This window comes from Methylobacterium sp. NPDC080182 (genome assembly GCF_050281105.1).
Lineage (GTDB): Bacteria > Pseudomonadota > Alphaproteobacteria > Rhizobiales > Beijerinckiaceae > Methylobacterium.
This window is the reverse complement of record NZ_JBNNWO010000002.1, coordinates 162,218-176,552: the sequence shown is the minus strand read 5'-3', so window position 1 is coordinate 176,552 and position 14,335 is coordinate 162,218. Positions and strand designations below refer to the sequence as shown.

Genomic DNA, 14,335 nt, shown 5'->3' with positions numbered 1-14,335 from the left:
CATGGTTGAGCCTCGATGACGGTCCTGGCCCTCGACTTCGAGACGGCCAACGAGCGGCGTGACAGCGCCTGCGCGGTGGGTCTGGCCTGGATCGCCGACGGCCGCGTCGTGCGCCGCGAGAGCCACCTGATCCGGCCGCCCGAGATGCGGTTCGCACCGGGCAACATCCGCGTCCACGGGATCCTGCCGGCCGACGTCGCCGACAAGCCCGACTTCGCCGCCGTCATGGCGCCCTATCTCGGCGATCTCGGGCGGGGGCTGATCCTGGCGCACAACGCGAGCTTCGATATCGGCGTCCTGCGCGCCGGGCTGACGCGGGCCGGCCTGCCGGTCCCCGATCTCGCCTATCTCTGCACGGTCCAGGTGGCACGCCGGGTCTTCCCGGCGCCGGAGGGCTGCGGGCTCGGCAAGGTCGCGCGGCGCCTCGGCATCCGCTTCGAGCACCACGACGCCGGCGAGGACGCCTTCGCCTGCGCGGAGATCGCGCTCGCCGCGATGCGCGAGCGGGCGGTCGCGGACGTGCACGCCCTCGCGGCCGCGCTCGGCCTCCCGGTCGCGCGGGCGGTCGGCGGTCCCGCCGTGCCGCGCCGCGTGCCGGGTGCGATCAGCGCCCGGGCCGTGGCAAGCTTCCCCGACGCGCCGGCGGCCCTGCGGTTCGCCATGCGCGGCTCGACCGGCAACCGCTACCACGTCAGCCTGGAGGAACGGCCGGGGGGCCCGGAGCTGCGCTGCACCTGCACGGCCGGCCGCTACGGCATGCGCTGCCGCCACGTGAAGGCGCTGGAGGTCGGCGACATCACCGACCTGCTCTCGGACAATGCCGGCGACGTCGTGCTCCTCGCCCGCATGCTCGGCGCAAAGACCCGGGTCGCGGGCGCGGCCTGACCGGGCTCAGGCCGCGTCGAGGCAGGCGCGGAAGGCCGCGACGGCGCGGTCGATGTCGGCCGCCGCGATGTGCCGGTGCGTGACGAGCCGCAGCCGCCGCGGGCCGAGCGGGCGCGTGCGGATGCCGGCCGCGTCGAGATCCGCGACCCAGCGCGCGCTGTCCCGCCCGGTCCGAGAGAGGTCGACCTGCACGATGTTGGTCTGCGGCAGGTTCGCCGCGAGGCGCGGCAGGGCGTTCAGCCCGGCGCTCAGCTGCCGGGCCCGGTCGTGGTCCTCGACGAGGCGCGCGCCCATGACGGTGATCGCCTCGAGGCCGGCGGCCGCCACGATCCCGACCTGCCGCTGCGTCCCGCCGATCATCTTCCGCAGGCGCCGTGCCGCCGCGATCACCGGTCCGTCGCCGGCGAGCACGGCGCCGACCGGGGCGCTGAGGCCCTTCGAGAGGCACAGCGACACGGTGTCGACATGGGCCGCGAGGTCCGCCGGCGCGACCCCGAGATGGGTGGCGGCATTGAACAGGCGGGCCCCGTCGAGATGGACCTTTATGCCGCGCGCGCGGGCGATCTCCGCCACCGCGGCCATATGCTCCGGCGGCAGCACGGTGCCGCCGGCGGCGTTGTGCGAGGTCTCCAGCGCGATCATGGCCGTCGACAGCGGGCTCGCGCCCGGCCGGAGGGCGTCCTCGAGCCGGTCGAGATCCATGGCACCGTCGGTCCCGGCGATCCCGTCCAGGAACGCCCCGGTCAGGGTGGCGGCCCCGCGCTCGGTGTGGAGCATGTGGGCCTGGGCCTCGAGCAGGACCTGCTCGCTGCGCTGAACCTGAGCTAGAATCGCCAGCAGATTGCCCATCGTGCAGCTCGGCACGAACAGGGCCGCCGCCTTGCCGAGCATCGCGGCGGCGGTCTCCTCCAGCGCGCGGGCGGTCGGGTCGGCGTCGAGCCCGTCGTCGCCCAGCGGCGCCGACCGCATCCGGGCGTACATCGCCTCGGTCGGCCGCGTGACGGTGTCGCTCCGCAGGTCGACCACGGACAGTGCGTCCGTGGCTTCGCCGTGATCGTCTCGCATGTCGGTCTCGCCGCCCTACCGGTAGGCCGCCTCGTCGCCGGAATCGGTCGGGTTGGCGAGCGCCCGCTTGAGCACGTCGCTCATCGGCAACTCCAAGTTGATACCCTTCGGCGGGATCGGCTGCTCGAAATACTTGCCGTAGAGCCGCGCTACGGTCCCGTCCTGGATCAGCTCGACCACCGCCTTGTCGACCGCAGCCTTGAAGGCCGCGTCGTCCTTCGGCTCCAGGATCCCGTAGGGGGCGAATTCCAGGCCCTTGGTGCCGATCTTGTAATCCGCCGGCCGCTTGGCCCCCGCCACCGTGGCGTGGGCCAGGGCGTCGTCGTTGATGGCGCCCGCCGCGCGGCCGGTCTCCACGAGCAGGAACACCTCGGCGGTGTCCTTGGCCGGCATCACCTGGATGTCGAGCTTGTCGCGGACGTTGATCCGGGTGGCGACGCGCTGGGTCTCGCCGCCGGCCTGCGCCGAGATGGCCTTGCCGCGGAACGAGGCGATGTCGTCGACATCCACCGGCGTGTCCTTCTTGGCCACCAGCACCACCTGCGCCACGAAGGTGGTCGGCGCGAACGAGACCAGCTTGTGCCGCTCGGGCAGGTTGCTGGCGGTGCCGCATTCCAGGTCGATCGTGCCGTTGTTGATCAGCGGGATCCGGGTCGCCGACATCACCGGCACGTGGCGCACCTCGAGCTTGGGCAGGCCGAGCGCGGCCTTGAGCTTCTGCGCGACGTGCTCGCATATCTCCAGCGAATAGCCGACCGGCTTGGCGTTCTGGTCGAGGAAGCCGAAGGGCGGCGACGCGTCCGGGAAGCCGAGGCTGATCTGTCCGGTCGCGCGGATCTTGTCGAGGCGCCCCTCGGCGACCGACGGCGCGGCGAGGCCGGCCCAGCACAGAGTGGCCAACAGAAGCGGCAGCGTCCTCGACACGATCCGAACCCCCTCGCTATGTCTGAACCGGCGCAGCGCCCGGCCGCCCCGACGGGGAGTCGGCCCGAAGCTTTGCCGACTGATCCTAGGAGCGGCCGCGCGCGTGCGTCCAATGCCGATTCACCTGCCGAGCATACGGATCTGATATGGCCGAGCGGCGCATGACCTTCCGGCACATCGAGGCCTTCCGGGCCGTGGTGGCCACCGGGTCCATGACCGAGGCGAGCCGCCGGCTCCACACCTCGCAGCCGCAGGTCAGCCGGCTGATCGCGCAGCTGGAGGCGATCACCGGCCTGCCCCTGTTCGACCGGAGCGGGAGCCGGGTCGTGCCCTCCCTCGACGGGACGCGGTTCCACGCGGAGGTCGAGCGCGCCTTCGTGGGCCTCACGAGCCTGGAATCGGCGGCCGCGCGGATCCGCGCCTTCGGGGCGGAGCGGCTGCGGGTGGCGGCGATGCCGCGACTGGCGGGCGGGCTCCTCGCGCGCGCGGTCGTCCGCTTCCGGGCCGCGCATCCGGACGTGATCGTGGCGATCCATTCCGGCGACGACGAGACCGTGAACCACTGGCTCGCCACCGGCTCCTGCGACGCCGCGCTGACGATGCTGTACGGCGACGCCCCGGAGGCGCGCGCCGAGCATGTCGAGACGCGCGCCTGCGTCGCCGTCCTGCCGCGGGACCATGCCCTCGCCGCGCGGGAATCGCTCGCGCCCGCGGATTTTCAGGGCGTGCCCTTCGTCGCCGCGTCGCTCGGGAGCGCCCTGCGCGGCCGGACCGAGGCCGTCTTCGAGGCCGCCGGCATCGGCCTGACCATCACCGCCGAGGCCGGCCTCGGCGCCTCGATCTGCACCCTGGTCTCGGCCGGGCTCGGGGTCAGCGTGATGAACCCCCTGGCCGCCCACGAGGAGGCGAAGGTCTCGCCGATCGCGATCCGGCCCTTCGCCCCCGCCCTCCCGGTGCATTTCGCGCTGCTCTTCCCCCCGGACCACGCCCGGGGGCGGCTGATGCGGGCCTTCGGTGCCTGCGCGCGCACGGTCCTGCTGGAGGAGCTCGCCCAGCTGCCGGACGCCGCGGGCGGGCGTCCGGCCGACGTCGCTCAGGCGGCGCGCTTCTCGGCGCCGGCGTAGAAGGTGCCCCCGCGCTCGGCCATCGCGGCCAGGTTGTCGGGCACGTGGAACCGGGGCCCGTGCTTGGCCTCGAGCGTCCGCGCGAGGTCGACGAAGGCCGCCGCGCCCATGAAGTCGATGTACGACAGGGTCCCGCCGGTGAACGGCGCGAAGCCGAAACCGAGGATCGAGCCGACATCGGCCTCGCGCGGGTCGGTGACCACGCCCTCGCCGACCGTGCGGGCGGCTTCCAGCGCCTGGACCACGAGGAGCCGCTGCTTCAGCTCGGTGAAGTCGACGGCGTCGGGGTCGAGGCGGTTCGGCTGCAGGTCCTTCAGGCCGGGCCACAGACGCTTCGGCGCGCCCTCGGGATAGTCGTAGAAGCCCTTGCGGTTCTTGCGGCCGAGCCGGCCCTGATTCTCGACCATCTCGGCGAGGATCGCCTTCTGCGCCGGGTCGACGGCGCCCTGCCCGACCTGCGCCTCGGTGGCCTTGGCGATCTTGAGCACGAGGTCGAGGGCGACCTCGTCGTTGAGCGACAGCGGCCCGACCGGCATGCCCGCCTGGCGGCCGGCGCTCTCGATCATCGCCGGCGGCACGCCCTCGAAGAGCATCTTGTGGCCTTCGAGGATGTAGGCGCCGACGCAGCGGTTGGCGAAGAAGCCGCGGGCGTCGTTGACGACGATCGGGGTCTTCTTGATCAGCCGCACGTAGTCGAGGGCGGTGGCGAGCGCCGCGTCCCCGGTCGCCTCGCCCTTGATGATCTCGACGAGCATCATCTTCTCCACGGGCGAGAAGAAGTGGATGCCGACGAACTGCGCGGGCCGCTGCGACGCCTTGGCCAGGCCGGTGATCGGCAGGGTCGAGGTGTTGGACGCGAAGATCGCGTCGGGGCGGATCACCGCCTCGACCTTCTGGATCACCTCGGCCTTCACCCGCGGATCCTCGAAGACGGCCTCGATCACGAGGTCGCACTCCGCGAGGGCGCCGTAATCCGCCGTGGCCTGGATCCGGCCGAGCAGCGCCTCCCGGTCGGCGGTCTTGGCGCGGCCCTTGTTGATCTGGCCGGTGATGAGCGTGTGGGCGTAGGCCTTGCCCTTCTCGGCCGCCTCGACCGACTGGTCGACCAGCACCACCTCGATCCCGGCCTGGGCGGTGACGTAGGCCACGCCCGCGCCCATGAAGCCGGCGCCGATCACCCCGACCTTGCGCAGGTTCGTGGCCGGCACGTCCTTCGGACGGCGCGCACCCTTGTTCAGCTCGCCCATGGAGATGAACAGCGTGCGGATCATGGCCGCCGCCTCGGTCGAGCGCAGGATATGCGCGAAGTACCGGCTCTCGACCCGCAGGGCCAGGTCCATCGGCAGCTGAAGGCCCTCGTAAACGGAGGCCAGGATCGCCTTGGCAGCCGGGTAGTTGTCGTGGGTCTCGCGGCGGTAGATGGCGTTGGCCGGCGGCCAGATCATCATGCCGGCGGGCGAGTAGACCTTGCCGGACGGCGCTTTGAACTTCGGCACGTCCCAGGGCGCCACAGCCGAGCCGCCCTCGCGGATCCAGGCCTTGGCGCGCTCCACGATCTCGGCCTGCGGCGCCACCGCGTGGATCAGCCCCATGCCCTTGGCCATGGGCGCGCGGATCTGCTCGCCCTTGAACAGCATCTGCAGGGCGTCGCCGGTCTGCATCAGGCGGGCGACTCGCTGCGTGCCGCCGCCGCCCGGGAACAGGCCGACCTTGATCTCCGGCAGGCCGACCCGGGTCTTCCCGTCGTCGGAGGCGACGCGGTGATGGCACGACAGCGCCAGCTCGAAGGCGCCGCCCAGGCACAGGCCCTGGATCGCCGCCGCGAAAGGCTTGCCGCAGGTCTCCAGCCGCCGGAACAGCAACGACAGGCGTCGGGAGGCCTCGAAGAAGTGGCGCATCGCCACCTCCTCGCCCTGCTCGGCCTTCAGCTGCTCGTAGGCCCGGCCCAGACCCTGGAGCATGGTGAGATCGGCGCCGCCGGAGAAATTGTCCTTGCCGGTGGCGATGACGCAGCCCTTGATCGCCGGGTCGGACGCGACCTGCTCGATAATCTGCTCGAGCTGGTCCATCACACCTTCGGTGATCACGTTCATCGAGCGGCCGGGCATGTCCCAGGTCGCCAGAGCGACGCCGTCGGGATCGGTCTCGAAGCGGAAATCGGTCAGCGTCACGGTGCCGTCCTCCCTGGGTTCCGCCGACGATCCGCCGGCGCACTTGCATTAAGGTTGTGTTGAGCGCGTCCGGCCATTGTCTGCCGGCCGGGGTCACTCACCGAAAGCCGCACATGACGAAGGATTCCGGCTGCCGCGCCTGTCGCGCCGGCACCAAGCTCGACTTCGACTTCACGATGGCGTTCCAGCCGATCCTCGACCTCGCGGACGGCAGCGTCTGGGCCTACGAGGCGCTGGTGCGCGGCCCGAAGGGTGAGCCGGCCTACACGATCCTCGACCGGGTGACCGACGAGACCCGCTACCAGTTCGACCAGGCCGCCCGCGTCAAGGCGATCGAGCTCGCCGGCACGCTGTTTCCCCGCGACAGCGCCACGCGGCTGTCGATCAACTTCATGCCCAACGCGGTCTACGAGCCGAATGCCTGCATCCGCGCCTCGCTCGAGGCGGCGCGGCGCATCGACTTCGCACACCGGCGGATCATGTTCGAGTTCACCGAGCAGGAGCGCTTCCGAGACATCGATCACGTCAAGGGCATCGTCGCCGCCTACCGGAAGCAGGGGTTCCTGACGGCGCTCGACGATTTCGGCGCCGGCTTCGCGGGCCTGAGCCTGCTCGCCAATTTCCGCCCCGACCTGATCAAGATCGACATGGACGTGCTGCGCGGCCTCGACAGCGACGCCGGGCGCTACGCCATCGTCTCGGGCGTGGTCGCCATCGCCCGAGCCCTCGACGTGGCGGTGCTCGCCGAGGGCGTGGAGACCGCGGCGGAGCTCGACGCCCTGCGCAGCATCGGGATCACGCTCGTCCAGGGCTACCACTTCGCCAAGCCCCTCCTGGAGGGGCTGCCCCCGGTCGCGGGCTTCACCCCCATGGTGGCCGCGCGCGCGGCCTGACACCCGACCGACGCGCGCGGCGCTCATCGCCTACTTCGGCGCCGGGGTCGGCGCAGCGGCCGGCGGCGCAGGCGGCACCGGCGGGGTGCCGGGCTTCGGTCCGTTGTCGGTCGCCGCGGCCACCGCGAGCATGTTGAGCAGCTTGGTGACGGAGTTCTGCGAGATCGCCGTCACCGACGAGTTCGGATCGGCGTTCATCGTCTGGAACTTGAGATAGGTCGGGTCCGAGTAGATCTCGTCGAGGTGCTTGAGCTCGGCGAGGCTGAACTTCTCGGCGTAGTCCTTAGAGAGCCCCTGGACCATGAGGGTCCGCTGCTTCTCGAACTCGTCCAGCAGCTCCTTGCGCACGGCCTCGGCGCGGGCCTCCGGCATCGGCGCCACGGTCTTCTCGAGGGCGACGTTGAACCCGGTCTGGAGGTTCTTGATCAGGGTCTTGTTGACGAGGTTTGTGGCCGCGGCGACGCGGTCCGCCGCGTCATCGGCGCGAGCGGCCACCGGCAGGCTCAGGGTGACGCCCAGACAGAGCGTCGCAATCAGGCGGTTCAAGGGCTTGTCTCCCGTTGTTTTATCGTCCGGACCGCGAAAGGGCCGAGCGTCGCCCGCGCCTCTAGCAGCGTTCCCGGACTTTGGGGAGCGGCGCGGAGCCGCTCCCGGCCGCGCGGGGGTTCACACCCGCTCGATGATGGTCGCGGTGCCCATGCCGGCGCCGATGCACAGCGTGACCAGCGCGCGCTCCTTGCCGGTCCGCTCCAGCTCGTCGAGCACGGTTCCGAGGATCATCGCGCCGGTGGCGCCGAGCGGGTGGCCGAGGGCGATGGCCCCGCCGTTCACGTTGACCGCCTCCGGGTCGAGGTCGAAGGCCTGGCAGAAGCGCAGGACCACGGCCGCGAAGGCCTCGTTGACCTCGAACAGGTCGATGTCCGACAGGCTCAGGCCCGACTTCGCCAGGACCTTGCGGGTGACGTCCACCGGCCCGGTGAGCATCAGGGCCGGGTCGGACCCGATATTGGCGAAGGCGCGGATCCGGCCGCGCGGGCGCAGGCCCGCGGCCTCGCCGGCGGCCCGGGAGCCGATCAGCACGGCGGCGGCGCCGTCGACGATGCCGGAGGAGTTGCCGGCGTGGTGGACGTGCTCCACGCTCTCCACGTCCGGATGCGCGTCCGTCGCCACGGCGTCGAAGCCGCCCATCTGGCCCATCTGCACGAACGAGGCCTTCAGCGCGGCGAGCGACTGCATGTCGGTGCCGGGGCGCATGTGCTCGTCGCGGTCGAGCAGCGTGATGCCGTTCACGTCGCGGACCGGAACCACCGAGCGGTCGAACAGCCCCTCACCCCAGGATTTCGCGGCGCGCTCCTGGGAGCGGACCGCGTAGGCGTCGCAATCGTCCCGCGTGAAGCCGTACTTGGTGGCGATCAGGTCGGCCGAGACGCCTTGCGGCATGAAGTAGGACTTGATGGCGATCGCCGGGTCGACCGGCCAGGCGCCGCCCGAGGCGCCGATGCCGATGCGACTCATCGATTCGACGCCGCCGCCCACCGCCATCTCGTGCTGGCCGCTCATGACCTGCGCGGCGGCGAAGTTCACCGCGTCGAGGCCGGAGGCGCAGAAGCGGTTGATCTGCACGCCTGGGACGTGCGCGCCGTAATCCGCCACGAGGGCGGCAGCGCGGGCGATGTCGCCCCCCGCCTCGCCCACCGGATCGACGCAGCCCAGCACCACGTCGTCGACGAGGCCGGTATCGAGTCCGTTGCGGTCCTTGAGGGCGCGGAGCGCCGTCTCGGCGAGCCGCAGGGCGGTGACTTCGTGGAGGGAGCCGTCCGCCTTGCCGCGCCCGCGCGGCGTGCGAACGTGGTCGTAGATGAAGGCGTCCGTCATCAGCACTCCCCCGGGGCGTCGATCTTCGCCGGTCGGCGACGCGGCCTTACAGGGCCGTCTCGGTTCGCGCCAGTCTGCCACGGCGCGCGCGCCCTCGGCCAGCCCCGATAGCGGGGAGCCGGCGAAGGGCGCGTGACAGCGGGGGTGGTTTGGTCGTGCTCGTCCGGGCTCGGCCAGATCAGCCGGGTGCCCGGCCGTCCCCGCGCCCGCCCGGATCGAACCTGCTCCTGAAAGAGCAAACTCAGCCCGGACGCGATGCGGGAAATCTCGCGCGTTCGACTAGTCCTGAAGCATCCGCTTCAGCAGCTCGACCTCGTCGCCGAGCACCGAATCTTCGCCGATCTGCTTCTCGATCTTCCGCACGGCGTGCAGCACCGTGGTGTGGTCGCGGCCTCCGAAGCGGCGGCCGATCTCCGGCAGCGAGCGCAGCGTCAGGACCTTCGACAGGTACATGGCGATCTGGCGCGGCTTCACCACCGCGGCGGTACGCCGTTCCGACAGGATGTCGGACCGCGAGACGTTGTAGCGCGAGGCGACCAGCTTCTGGATGTCCTCGATCTTGATCCGCTTCGGCTCGCGGTTCTTCACGAGGTCGCGGATCGCGCTCTCGGCCGTCTCCATCGTCACGGCGGTGCCGGTGAGCGTGGCGTGGGCCAGCAGGCGGTTGACCGCGCCCTCGAGGTCGCGGCCGTTGGCGGTGATCGCGCGGGCCACGTAGGCCGCCACCTGCGGCGAGACGTCGAAGCCCGGATGCGCGGCCCGCACGGCGGCGAGGCGTGCCGACAGGATCGAGACGCGCAGGGCCTCGTCGAGGGCCGTGATCTCGACCACGAGGCCACCGCCGAGCCGCGAGCGCACCCGCTCGTCCAGGGCCTCGAGTTCGGTCGGGGGCCGGTCGGAGGCGACCACGACCTGACGGCCGGCATCGATGAGCGCGTTGATCGTGTGGCCGAACTCGGCCTGGATCGACTTGCCCTGGATGAACTGGACGTCGTCCAGGATCAGCAGGTCGATGCCCCGCAGCCGCTCCTTGTAGGCGAGCGCCGACTGGGTCTTCAGGGCGTTGACGAAGCCGTACATGAAGCGGTCGGCGGTCAGGTAGATCACCCGGCGGCCGGCCTCGCGGGCGGCGTGGCCGATCCCGTGCAGCAGGTGGGTCTTGCCCAGCCCGACGCCCGCGTGGAGGTAGAGCGGGTTGTAGAGCGCGCCCTCCCCCTGGTGATTGGCGACCCGCTCGGCGGCGGCGTGCGCCAGCGCGTTCGAGCGCCCGATCACGAAGCTCGCGAAGGTCAGCCGCGCGTCGAGCGGCGTGCCGCTCAGGTCACCGCCGGCCTCGGCGCCGCGCGCCTCGGGCGTCGGTGCGACCGCGGCGACCGGCATCGGCGAGCTGGTCGCGTGGAGGCGGGCGAGCGGGCCGCTGGCCGGGCCGGCCTTCGCGGCTCCGACGGCGACCGGACGGACCGGCGCCCCGGTCCCGCGCACACCGACCTCGATACGCGCGATCTCCTCGACCTCGGCCTTGAAGGTGTTGAGGACGCGGTCGAGGTAGTGCGACTCGATCCAGCTCTTCAGGAAGCGGGTCGGGACCGTCAGGCGGGCCGTTCCGCCGGCCACGGCCTCCAGCTCCAGCCGGGCGAACCAGCTGGCGAACACGTCCTCGCCGAGTTCGGCCCGCAGCCGGCGCTTCACCCGGGCCCAGGCAGACCCGTAATCCGTGCTGCCGCCGCCGTTGCGGCCCCCGTCGTCGTCGCTCGCCACCGTTCCGTCGACACGCATCACTGGCTCTCCCGACGCTGCCCACGGAATCCCGCAGGCGGCGCGTACGCACGAATTACGCCCTCAGCGTCCCGCAAGAACGGGCGGGACAGAGTCCTCTAGACGGAGTCAACCCCACCGCGAGGAACTTTTGCCGATTGGGAGAGCCTATCAACAATTACCTACGGTTCCTTTAACAGTGGGACTTGTGGGGACGGCGCCGATTCCCATTCGCAAGTGTTCCCGCGGGAGCTGAACACGGCGGCTAGAGTCTTGGCGAATCAGATCGATTCGCTGGAGTCCCGAAATCGTCGTGTTTTGCTTGTCCGGTGTCAGTTTCTGTTAAGTTACACGCCGTTTCCGGGAACCGCAATCGTGCCGATTCTTGGATAGGGTTAACGCTTTCGACTCATGGCGCCGCCGGCAGCGCGCGGCCCGATCCGGACAGCGCGCACGAAAAAGCCCGGCGCGAAGGCCGGGCTCGAGACCGTCTCGGTGGTGCGTGGCGTCTTAGGCGGCGAGCGCCTTCACGCGGGCGGCGAGGCGCGAGACCTTCCGCGAGGCATTGTTCTTGTGAACGATGCCGTGCTGTGCAGCGCGCATCATCTCGGGCTCGGCGGCGCGGAGGGCGGCCAGCGCGTCCTGCTGGTTACCGGTGGCGATGGCCTCCTCGACCTTGCGGACGAAGGTCCGCATGCGCGAGCGGCGCGAGCGGTTGATCGCCGTGCGCTTGGCGATCTTGCGGGTCATCTTCTTGGCCGAAGCGGTGTTGGCCATGTACGTCCTCGTGTTTCTCGTCGGGCGATGCCGACGGGCCGGCTGTGCCGGAAATCGGTCGTCGCGTCAGGTTGTCTGGCGATGGCCGAGACGCAACGCGCGCGAAAGCGCGGCCCCTCGGCGAAGCGGCTTCTATAGTCAGGGGGGCGCCGCGCGTCAACGCGCTCGGAGGCGAAACCGGATCGCGGGCCTCGGCGTCAGTCCGGGCGCCGGGACGCATCCGGCAGACCTCCCCGAAGACGTCGGATCGCGGGAGGCCGCATCGCCGCGACGATGACGGGCGCCGGCCGGCTCTCGCAGGAGCGCTCCGGCTATTCGGGCCAGCGCAGGGCCGCCGCCGCCGCCAGCGTCCCGACCACGGCGGCGATCAGCGTCAGCGCCGCCAGCACCGCCAGCGGCACGAGGAACGGCACCGTGCCGCCGCTCGCCGCCTGCGCGGCCGAGACGCCGAAGATCAGCGTCGGGATCATCAGCGGCAGGACCAGCACGGCCAGGATCAGGCCGCCCCGGCGAATCGAGGCGGTGAGCGCCGCGCCCACCGCGCCGATGAAGCTCAGGGCCGGGGTGCCGGCGAGCAGCGTCAGGGACGTCGCGCCCATGGCGGTGCCGTCGAGGGCCACCAGCAGCCCGAAGAGCGGCGCGGCCAGGGCGAGCGGCAGGCCCGTGGTCAGCCAGTGCGCCGCGACCTTGCCGAGCACCACAAGCTCGAGGGGCACCGGCGCGGCGGTCATCAGGTCGAGGGAGCCGTCCTCCTCGTCGGCCTGGAACAGGCGGTCGAGGCCGATCAGCGTGGCCAGAACGGCGGCGAGCCACAGGATCGCCGGGCCGATCCGCGACAGCAGGTTGAGGTCGGGCCCGAGGGCGAAGGGCACCAGCGCGACGATCATCAGGAAGAAGACCAGCGACAGGGCGCCGGAACCGCCGACCCGGCCGGCGAGGCGCAGGTCGCGGGCGATGAGGGCGAGGACCGCGCGAATCACGCCCACTCCTCCAGCGCGTCCGCGACCGGCGCCGCGGCCGCGGTCTCGATGCGCAGCTCCGCCGCGCCGGCGAGGCCGAGGGACTGGTGGGTGGCGGCGATCACGAGGCCACCGCCGGCCCGATGGCCCTCCATCAGCGCGGCGAGCACCGCCTGCGAGGCCGTGTCGAGGGCGGCGGTCGGCTCGTCCAGGAGCCAGAGCGGCCGGGCGCAGACGAGGAGCCGCGCCAGGGCCACGCGCCGCCGCTGGCCCGCCGAGAGATAGGCCACCGGCAGGTCGTGCGCGTGGCCGAGGCCGAGCCGCTCCAGCGCGGCGCGCGGGTTCAGGCGCGGCGCGCCCAGGAGCCGCTGGGCGAACAGGAGGTTCTCGCCCGCCGTGAGCGAGCTCTTCAGCCCGTCGCGATGGCCGACCGCGTGGAGGCACTCGGGCAGGCTCGCCTCGCCGACGTCGGAGACGTCGACCCGCCCGGCATCGGCCCGCAGCCGGCCCGACAGGATGGCGAGGAGGCTCGACTTGCCCGCGCCGTTCCGCCCGGTGATCGCCAGGGCGTCGCCGGGTCCGAGGGCGAAGGACAGGTTGGCGAAGATGCGGCGGCCGGAGCGGCGGCAGGCCAGATTGTCCACGCTGAGCCGCACCCGATACCCCGCCCTCGTCCCGCCACCGCGCGGCCGCTCCGCGAATCGCCGACTCCATGCCCGATTGCGCCGCGGAACGGAACCGCACGGCCCAGCTGCGCTTTCGTTCTGCAACGGAGGATTGCCCATGGCCGAGGCGAGAAACCCGAGCGAATCCGAGGTCGCCGCGACAGCCGACGCGTTGGCCGGACGCGCCAAGGTCGAGGCGCGCATGGCAGAGTGCACGCCCGAGGAGCAGACGGCGTTCTGGGAGGCGGTCGGCCGCTGCTTCGGCGGCGGCAAGCCGCCGGAGATGAAGCCGGCCTCCGGCTGATCAGCCGCCCTTCCGCGCCAGGGCCCGCAGCGCCCCGCGAAACGTCCGCACATCCTGCTCGGTCAGGCACATGCGGTGGAGCATGTCGCGCATGTTGCGAGCGATGATCTCCTTCTTCTCCGGCGGGTAGAAGCCGGCCCCATCCAGCGCCGCCTCCAGGCTACCGAACAGCGCGATCAGCGCCTCGCGGGTCGCCGGCGGCGACAGGAGTTCGCCCGTGAAGGGCAGGCGCGCCCGGCCGCTCGCCTGCCGCCACGCGTAGCCGATCAGCAGGACCGCCTGGGCGAGGTTGAGCGAGGGAAAGTCCGGGGAGACCGGGAAGGTGACGATCGCGTCGGCGAGCGACACCTCGTCGTTGGTGAGGCCGACCCGCTCGCGGCCGAACATCACCGCGGTGCGCTGGCCCTCGCGCGCCGCGAGCTCGCCCATGGCCTCCTCGGGCGCGAAGACCCGCTTCATCTGCCCGCGCTCCCGCGCCGTGGTCGCCAGCACGTACCGGCAGTCGGCGATGGCCTCGGCGACGCTGCCGTAGATCGTGGCCGCGTCCAGGACGTGCGTCGCGCCCGAGGCCGCCTCGCGCACGCCCTTCTTGGGCCAGCCGTTCTTCGGGTTGACGAGGCGCAGCTCCGAGAGGCCGAAATTCGCCATGGCACGGGCGGTCATGCCGATGTTCTCGGCGAGCTGCGGCTCCACCAGGATCACCGCGGGGGCGATCCCGGGCGGCAGTTGGGTGACCTTCCTCGGGGAAACCTCGGGGGCGTCGCCCTGTGCGTCTCGGCTCGTCATGGCGGCCGTCTGGCACGGCGGCCCCGCACCCGTCGAGAGCCGAGTGACGATGCCGCCCGGATGACAGCGCGCGCCTTCCGTCGCCGGAAGGGCCGCGCTATGTCGCGGGGCGATTCCGGCCCGGGGCGCCCGTCAGGCCACCCGGGACAACG

At 71.8% G+C, this 14,335-nt stretch carries 14 protein-coding genes; 4 read left to right on the top strand and 10 right to left on the bottom strand.

The features are described 5' to 3' along the window. The first annotated feature begins 15 nt into the window (after window positions 1-15). Window positions 16-885: a 3'-5' exonuclease gene (locus ACQKQD_RS04010; protein WP_091678135.1), complete on the top strand. Its 870-nt coding sequence runs from the start codon at window positions 16-18 to the stop codon at window positions 883-885. 6 nt (window positions 886-891) lie between these two features. On the opposite strand, the gene ACQKQD_RS04005 is transcribed toward ACQKQD_RS04010, so the two are convergent. Both ACQKQD_RS04005 and ACQKQD_RS04000 read right to left on the bottom strand, forming a co-directional pair. Next, window positions 892-1,950, bottom strand: coding sequence for a GntG family PLP-dependent aldolase (locus ACQKQD_RS04005; RefSeq protein ID WP_427507549.1), 1,059 nt, complete (start codon window positions 1,948-1,950; stop codon window positions 892-894). Window positions 1,951-1,965: 15 nt separating this feature from the next. Continuing rightward, complete coding sequence (locus ACQKQD_RS04000; RefSeq protein WP_056522091.1) at window positions 1,966-2,850, bottom strand: amino acid ABC transporter substrate-binding protein; 885 nt, start codon at window positions 2,848-2,850, stop codon at window positions 1,966-1,968. A 185-nt stretch (window positions 2,851-3,035) separates the two neighbouring features. Here ACQKQD_RS04000 and ACQKQD_RS03995 point away from each other — a divergent pair, with 185 nt between their 5' ends. Beyond that, window positions 3,036-3,998 carry a LysR substrate-binding domain-containing protein gene (locus ACQKQD_RS03995; protein ID WP_427507548.1) on the top strand — a complete coding sequence of 321 codons (963 nt, stop codon included), beginning with the start codon at window positions 3,036-3,038 and terminating at the stop codon, window positions 3,996-3,998. Here the strand turns inward: ACQKQD_RS03995 and ACQKQD_RS03990 are convergent. After that, the gene (locus ACQKQD_RS03990; protein WP_427507547.1) at window positions 3,968-6,169 is read right to left on the bottom strand and encodes a 3-hydroxyacyl-CoA dehydrogenase NAD-binding domain-containing protein; all 2,202 of its coding nucleotides are present in this window, start codon (window positions 6,167-6,169) and stop codon (window positions 3,968-3,970) included. The genes ACQKQD_RS03995 and ACQKQD_RS03990 overlap by 31 nt on opposite strands. Window positions 6,170-6,282: 113 nt before the next feature. Between ACQKQD_RS03990 and ACQKQD_RS03985 the strand changes: the two genes are divergently transcribed. After that, window positions 6,283-7,062, top strand: coding sequence for an EAL domain-containing protein (locus ACQKQD_RS03985; protein WP_020091385.1), 780 nt, complete (start codon window positions 6,283-6,285; stop codon window positions 7,060-7,062). A gap of 30 nt (window positions 7,063-7,092) precedes the next feature. On the opposite strand, the gene ACQKQD_RS03980 is transcribed toward ACQKQD_RS03985, so the two are convergent. The 6 genes from ACQKQD_RS03980 to ccmA form a co-directional block, all read right to left on the bottom strand. After that, window positions 7,093-7,608, bottom strand: a complete 516-nt coding sequence (locus ACQKQD_RS03980; RefSeq protein ID WP_427507546.1) for a hypothetical protein — start codon at window positions 7,606-7,608, stop codon at window positions 7,093-7,095. Window positions 7,609-7,728: 120 nt separating this feature from the next. Further along, window positions 7,729-8,937 (bottom strand): acetyl-CoA C-acetyltransferase, encoded by a 1,209-nt coding sequence (locus tag ACQKQD_RS03975; protein ID WP_427507545.1) that lies wholly within the window; start codon window positions 8,935-8,937, stop codon window positions 7,729-7,731. A 279-nt stretch (window positions 8,938-9,216) separates the two neighbouring features. After that, on the bottom strand, window positions 9,217-10,713 hold the full coding sequence (gene dnaA / locus ACQKQD_RS03970; protein WP_427507544.1) for a chromosomal replication initiator protein DnaA: 1,497 nt from the start codon (window positions 10,711-10,713) through the stop codon (window positions 9,217-9,219). Between the two features lie 489 nt (window positions 10,714-11,202). After that, window positions 11,203-11,469: a 30S ribosomal protein S20 gene (rpsT, locus tag ACQKQD_RS03965; protein WP_007561677.1), complete on the bottom strand. Its 267-nt coding sequence runs from the start codon at window positions 11,467-11,469 to the stop codon at window positions 11,203-11,205. A gap of 311 nt (window positions 11,470-11,780) precedes the next feature. Continuing rightward, window positions 11,781-12,449 carry a heme exporter protein CcmB gene (gene ccmB / locus ACQKQD_RS03960; protein WP_012322650.1) on the bottom strand — a complete coding sequence of 223 codons (669 nt, stop codon included), beginning with the start codon at window positions 12,447-12,449 and terminating at the stop codon, window positions 11,781-11,783. Then, window positions 12,446-13,084 (bottom strand): heme ABC exporter ATP-binding protein CcmA, encoded by a 639-nt coding sequence (ccmA, locus tag ACQKQD_RS03955; protein ID WP_091980482.1) that lies wholly within the window; start codon window positions 13,082-13,084, stop codon window positions 12,446-12,448. Before ccmA ends, ccmB begins: the two co-directional genes overlap by 4 nt. A gap of 127 nt (window positions 13,085-13,211) precedes the next feature. Between ccmA and ACQKQD_RS03950 the strand changes: the two genes are divergently transcribed. Continuing rightward, window positions 13,212-13,397, top strand: a complete 186-nt coding sequence (locus ACQKQD_RS03950) for a hypothetical protein (protein ID WP_427507543.1) — start codon at window positions 13,212-13,214, stop codon at window positions 13,395-13,397. Here ACQKQD_RS03950 and ACQKQD_RS03945 read toward each other — a convergent pair whose 3' ends face one another. Continuing rightward, entirely contained in the window at window positions 13,398-14,183 is a 786-nt protein-coding gene (locus tag ACQKQD_RS03945; RefSeq protein ID WP_427507542.1) for an RNA methyltransferase, read from the bottom strand. Window positions 14,184-14,335 lie beyond the last annotated feature (152 nt).